The sequence below is a fragment of the Roseovarius marisflavi genome (assembly GCF_900142625.1).
Lineage (GTDB): Bacteria > Pseudomonadota > Alphaproteobacteria > Rhodobacterales > Rhodobacteraceae > Roseovarius > Roseovarius marisflavi.
This window is the reverse complement of sequence record NZ_FRBN01000053.1, coordinates 1-5738: the sequence shown is the minus strand read 5'-3', so window position 1 is coordinate 5738 and position 5738 is coordinate 1. Positions and strand designations below refer to the sequence as shown.

Genomic DNA, 5738 nt, shown 5'->3' with positions numbered 1-5738 from the left:
CAAATCACTGAACGCGAAAGCTGAAAGGAACCGATATGCCCTATGTAAACATCAAGGTGACGCGCGAAGGCGTCACCCCCGATCAGAAGGCCGAGTTGATCAGCGGCGTTACCGACTTGCTGGTTCGGGTTCTCGACAAGTCTCCGGCAACAACTTTTGTCGTCATCGACGAAGTGGCGCTTGAGGATTGGGGAATTGGCGGCCTACCGGTCGAACAGTACAGACGCAAAGCGGCGAGTTGACCAAAATGTCCATTCGCACGCCTCTCTGCGATCTTTTTCGCATCGAACATCCTGTTCTTCTGGCGCCGATGGCACTCGTCAGCGGCGGCGCACTTGCCGCCGCAGTGAGCCGGGCTGGCGGTTTGGGTCTGATAGGTGGTGGCTACGGCGATGCCGATTGGCTCACCCGGGAGTTCGACGCGGCGGGCGATACGCGGATTGGGGTGGGCTTCATCACGTGGTCTCTGGTGCGCCATATGGCATACGCGCCAGCCGGTTAGACCCGTTACAGAGGAGTGAGACAATGAAAAGCTCAGAGTTATAGCCACTGGCTGAAATGCTTCACGACGGGCCTAGCAGCGCAATGGGCGTAATTTAGAACGGCTAACTTTCACGGAACGTCAGGAGGACTTTATGAGATTCTCAAACCGAATAGAGAATGGCCGCGCGCGGCTCGTCGAGACTGGACCGGATGGCTGGGTGTTAGGGCCTGCCAAAGTCGAGTGGCTTGAAGAATCTGCTTTACCTACGGAAGAACACGACGGTTGGGGAGTGCCTGTTTCAAATACGGCACGAATTATTTGCGTAGGATTAAATTATAGTGATCACGCAGCCGAGCTGGGTGAACCGGATCCGGAATATCCAGCCCTTTTTGTGCGGTTTTTAAGTAGCTTCACAGGACATGAGCAGGTTCTGTCTTATCCCGCCGGGTCGAGCCAGTTTGACTTTGAGGGTGAACTTGCCGTTGTCATTGGAAAAAAGGCGCGTTCCGTTTCAGCCGCACACGCACTTGAACATGTTTTCGGGTACACGATCGCTAACGACGGGTCGGCCAGAGATTTCCAATTTCGCTCCCAGCAATGGGTTTCGGGAAAAATATTCGACAAAAGCGGGGGGCTTGGACCCTCAATCGTCTCGGTAGAAGAGGTTCCGCCGGGGGCCGATGGATTGAAAATCGAAACCCGATTAAACGGCGAAACAATACAATCTTCAAATACCAACCAACTCATCTTTTCTGTCGCGGACATTGTGTCAGAAATCAGCCAAATCATGACGCTGCTCCCGGGCGATCTCATTTTGACAGGCACGCCTGCTGGTGTCGGGATCAGTCGAAAACCACAAATATTCATGCAACCGGGAGATATCTGCGAAGTAGAAATTGAGGGGATCGGAATTCTACGAAACACCGTGAGCGATCGCGTGGTGGAGCAGCAACATGATGGAGGCGAAGGATGACCCGTTTTCGCGAAAATAGGCGGTATGGGGCAACTACCCAATTGCTTTATTCCGACATGGATTTATCTGATGATTGGGGCGTTTCCCCGCCCATACATCAATCGGTAAATGGCGTTGCGGCCGATGCGCATGAATTCTCTGAAATGTCGTCTGTCCCACTTGGCGATCAGTTCTATGCCCGACATGGAAATCCGACAACATCACGCCTCGCCAAGGTAATTTCCGATCTTGAAGGCGGGCCAAGCGGAATAATATTTGCATCGGGAATGGGTGCGATTACGACGACGTTATTAACTTTCTTGAAGGCCGGTGACCATGTTGTCGCTCAGAAAAACCACTATATAGGCACAACTGAAATGGTGCGCCACATCCTACCTCAGTATGGCATTGAGGTGACGCTGGTAGACCAACGTTCAATCGAAGAATTTGAGCGCGCCCTCAAGCCGAACACCCAGCTGATTTTGCTTGAGAGTCCGGTAAATCCGTTAATGCATTTGACCGATCTAAAAGCAGTCAGCGACTTAGCACGCTCCAGGGGTATCCTCACTTTTTGCGACAACACTTTTGCCACCCCGATAAATCAAAGGCCAATGGAGCACGGCGTTGATATCGTTATGCATAGTGCTACCAAATATATCGGTGGTCACCATGACCTTCTGAGCGGAAGCATCACAACCTCTCAAAAGTTGACGGAACGCATTTGGGAAATGAGTATGAATACCGGAGCAATTCCGGCGCCATTCAATTCATGGTTGGCGCTGCGCGGAATCCGGACCTTAGAGCTTCGTGTTCGTCAGCAAAATGCCAACGCCATGGCAATTGCGAAATTTCTGGAGGAACACCCTGCAGTTAACCGTGTTTATTATCCAGGTTTACCTTCTCACCCCCAATACGATCTCGCCGAAACTCAGATGTCTGACTTTGGCGGATTGCTAACGTTCGAACTTTCTGGCGGATATGAGGCAGGGAAAAAGTTTATAGAAAACCTGGATCTTGCCAGAAATGCAGGAAGCCTGGGTGGCGTTCACTCGGTGCTCATTCAACCCGCTGTTATGTTCGGTGGACGGCTTTCCGAAGAAATTGTCGCGAAACAGGGGATTACCCCCGGAATGATCCGGTTTGCGGCGGGTATCGAAAACACTGCAGACATTCTTCAGGACATCGAGCAAGCGCTCGCGCAAATTTAGGGACTCCGAAATGCCAATTGCTTCACGCGTCTCCCAACTCCATCTTTCCGGTATCCGCACTGTTATGGCTCTGGCGGCAGAGCGGCAAAAGCGAGGTTTTCCAGTTATTCATATGGAGGTTGGGCAACCAGATTTCCCAACTCCAGCTCATATCACTGAGGCTGGTTTTGCGGCCGCGCGGAACGGGTTTACCGGTTACACACCAAACGCGGGTGTGCAGAGTTTGAGAGATAGTGTCGCCGCGAGGGTCTCAACAAGCTCGGGGATCGGGGTTTCTGGCGCGAACGTTTGTATTACGTCTGGTGCTGTCATGGCATTGTACTTAACGCTCATGGCTATAATCGAACCTGGAGATGAGGTTCTGGTGCCGGACCCCGGCTGGCCTAATTACATCAGCGCAGTCGAAATGGCCGGCGGCACTGTGGTGCCCTACAAACTCGACCCATCGGATGGTTATTGGATGGATCTAGATACGCTATCGTCAAAGGTTTCGCCCCGATGCCGCGCGATCATGATCAACTATCCAAGTAATCCGACTGGCGCGACTGTTTCCGTTGAAAAAATGTTAAAGCTATTAAAATTTGTAGAAGATCACAATTTGCAGGTTATCTCGGATGAAGTTTATGAAGACTTCGTCTTTGAGGGGGCACATGTTTCCGCTTTGTCTCATGCGTCACGGGAGCGGGTAATCATGATATCCGGCGCCTCCAAGTCCTATTCCATGACAGGTTGGCGGCTTGGTTGGGTGGTTGCACGTGAAGAGGTGATACAAGCAGTTTCAAAACTGGTGGAACCAATCGCTTCGTGTCCTTCTTCAGTTGCGCAAGCCGCCGTTGAGGCGGCCATAAATGGCCCACAGGACTGTGTCGCGGAAATGAAAGCTGCCTATAAGAGACGCGCCGAAATAGCCGTCTCGATTCTTGAGCCTGCCGGGCTACTCATCAGCAAACCGACGGGTGCATTTTATGCCATGGTCGATATCTCAAATTCCAATCTTAACTCGGATCAATTTGTGCGCCGTTTGCTCGAAGAGAAGGGCGTCGCGGCTGCCCCAGGTGAAACCTTTGGACACTCGGCACGATCAAGTATTCGAATATCCACAGCCGCCTCAGATGACGATGTACGCGAGGGGTGCAAACGTATTCGCGATTTTCTTTCCCTCGGTAACTTGGCTGATACGGCCCAACACACAATGAGTGATGAGACACTATGATTGACCTATACACAGCGAAAACGCCGAATGGCTATAAGGTTTCTGTAACCCTCGAAGAGCTCGACTTACCTTACACCTATCATGAACTCGATTTATCGGCGCTGAAACAGAAAGAGGACTGGTTCCTTAAGATTACCCCTAACGGTAGAATTCCGGCGATAATTGACCGGGATGCCGACGATTTTGCAATCTTCGAAAGCGGAGCCATCATGATGTATCTCGCCGACAAAGCGGGGAGATTACTGCCAACCGAAACAAAGGCACGCAGTCGGGTAATGCAGTGGTTGATGTTTCAGATGGGTGGCATCGGCCCGATGATGGGGCAGGCAAACGTCTTTTACCGATACCATCCTGAAAAAATTCAACCCGCCATTGATCGATATCAGAATGAATCCCGCAGGCTATTCGAGGTTCTTGACCGTCGGCTTTCAGAAAATACCTGGCTGGCTGATGACTATTCTATCGCAGATATAGCCAACTGGTGTTGGGTACGTCGTCACGAATGGTCGGGGGTTTCAATTGATGGCCTGACACATCTACAGCGTTGGATGCAAGCTATGGCCGCACGCCCGGCATGTGCGCGTGGTGTAAACATTCCACCTGAATCCGAAATTGTGTCAGACAACGAGAGAGCGAAAGAAATTTCCAAATTCGTTGATACATAAAGCGACTTAGAAACTATCAATCGCCCGAAAGCGTCAGGGTAATATAGGGATCGAGAATACAATGTCTGAAAACATTACTGGCAGCTGCCTCTGTGGCAAAGTTAAATACGAGATCGAAAATCGGTTTGAACAGTTTTTCCTTTGCCACTGCGCCCAGTGCCGAAAAATTACCGGATCCGCCCATGCATCAAATTTGTTCGGCGATCCCGAAGGGTTCAACTGGACCGCAGGAGAAAAAATTGTAAAGCGCTTTGATTATCCCAATCGGGGATTTACGAGTGCTTTTTGTAGTGAGTGCGGATCTGGTGTTCCCTATTTAAACCAAAGCAGCACAGCAATTGTTGTGCCCGCTGGTTCATTGGACACCGAGCCCAAATTCACTTCCTCGAATAGAATTTTTCATGTTGAACGTGCCGAGTGGGATAAATTGGCAGACTCCGCTGAGGTTTTTGGTTCTTTTCCACACGAATAAAGCTGGGTCACGTAAAAATGCTCCGAGAGAAGGCGTTTAGCCTGGCATCTGTGTTCGGACCTTGAAATAGCCCTTTCGTAGATGTCGCGACAATTACTAACAAAGAAAGCAGAAACCCGATGATCACATGCTACGTCCGATATGAACTCGACCCGTCAAAAATCGCTGATTTCGAAAATTATGCTAAACTTTGGATCCCGCTTGTTGAGAAATTTGGAGGCGTTCACCACGGTTATTTTCTTCCGCACGAAAGTGCGAATGATTTAGCCGTAACTCTTTTTTCATTTCCTTCGATGGCAGACTACGAGACCTATCGCATCGATAGTATGAAAGATGATGACTGCAAAGCCGCATATGAACTGGCCGAAAAAAGTAACTGCATTCGTCGATATGATCGTCAATTCCTTCGACCAGTATTGCGGCCTTGATATCCGAATGGATTGGCTGAGCCGTGGCTTGCGCTTCAGCAAGAAATCGCGGGTCTGTCGGCCAGAACCCGCGTCGTCGTCGTTCCCGGTGGCTGCCGCAACCTGAGCCAGACGGTGCATGCTTGAGACCCAAGAAAGCTGGGCATACACTTGCAATTGTTTTCAGTCGGGGATTGCAATGTCAGCGCAAAGGGAAAGTCAAAGGTCAGCTCGATCTATACGTAAGCGGTGCGCCGTTCACACCGGATTGACGTAGTTCCAGGGCAGCAGCAGGTTGATATCGGTTTGTTTGTGCCCGCCTGCTATGGCTTTCAGG

9 protein-coding genes are annotated in these 5738 nt (G+C 50.7%); all 9 read left to right on the top strand.

The window, feature by feature from the left end; translation table 11 throughout:
* The first annotated feature begins 35 nt into the window (after window positions 1-35).
* The 9 genes from BUB78_RS19605 to BUB78_RS21025 all read left to right on the top strand — a co-directional run bounded on the left by BUB78_RS19605 (window position 36) and on the right by BUB78_RS21025 (window position 5528).
* Window positions 36-242: a tautomerase family protein gene (locus BUB78_RS19605; RefSeq protein WP_073201067.1), complete on the top strand. Its 207-nt coding sequence runs from the start codon at window positions 36-38 to the stop codon at window positions 240-242.
* Between the two features lie 5 nt (window positions 243-247).
* Complete coding sequence (locus BUB78_RS19600; RefSeq protein ID WP_084732978.1) at window positions 248-502, top strand: nitronate monooxygenase; 255 nt, start codon at window positions 248-250, stop codon at window positions 500-502.
* 133 nt (window positions 503-635) lie between these two features.
* Window positions 636-1457, top strand: a complete 822-nt coding sequence (locus tag BUB78_RS19595; RefSeq protein WP_073201066.1) for a fumarylacetoacetate hydrolase family protein — start codon at window positions 636-638, stop codon at window positions 1455-1457.
* The gene (locus tag BUB78_RS19590; RefSeq protein ID WP_073201064.1) at window positions 1454-2644 is read left to right on the top strand and encodes a trans-sulfuration enzyme family protein; all 1191 of its coding nucleotides are present in this window, start codon (window positions 1454-1456) and stop codon (window positions 2642-2644) included. The genes BUB78_RS19595 and BUB78_RS19590 overlap by 4 nt, the downstream gene beginning before the upstream one ends.
* Window positions 2645-2756: 112 nt before the next feature.
* The gene (locus tag BUB78_RS19585; RefSeq protein ID WP_245813602.1) at window positions 2757-3857 is read left to right on the top strand and encodes a pyridoxal phosphate-dependent aminotransferase; all 1101 of its coding nucleotides are present in this window, start codon (window positions 2757-2759) and stop codon (window positions 3855-3857) included.
* Complete coding sequence (locus BUB78_RS19580; protein ID WP_073201061.1) at window positions 3854-4522, top strand: glutathione S-transferase family protein; 669 nt, start codon at window positions 3854-3856, stop codon at window positions 4520-4522. The genes BUB78_RS19585 and BUB78_RS19580 overlap by 4 nt, the downstream gene beginning before the upstream one ends.
* 61 nt (window positions 4523-4583) lie before the next feature.
* Entirely contained in the window at window positions 4584-4994 is a 411-nt protein-coding gene (locus tag BUB78_RS19575) for a GFA family protein (RefSeq protein ID WP_073201059.1), read from the top strand.
* A 119-nt stretch (window positions 4995-5113) separates the two neighbouring features.
* Window positions 5114-5422 (top strand): NIPSNAP family protein, encoded by a 309-nt coding sequence (locus BUB78_RS19570; RefSeq protein ID WP_073201058.1) that lies wholly within the window; start codon window positions 5114-5116, stop codon window positions 5420-5422.
* The gene (locus BUB78_RS21025; RefSeq protein WP_220084054.1) at window positions 5349-5528 is read left to right on the top strand and encodes a hypothetical protein; all 180 of its coding nucleotides are present in this window, start codon (window positions 5349-5351) and stop codon (window positions 5526-5528) included. Before BUB78_RS19570 ends, BUB78_RS21025 begins: the two co-directional genes overlap by 74 nt.
* Window positions 5529-5738: the final 210 nt, after the last annotated feature.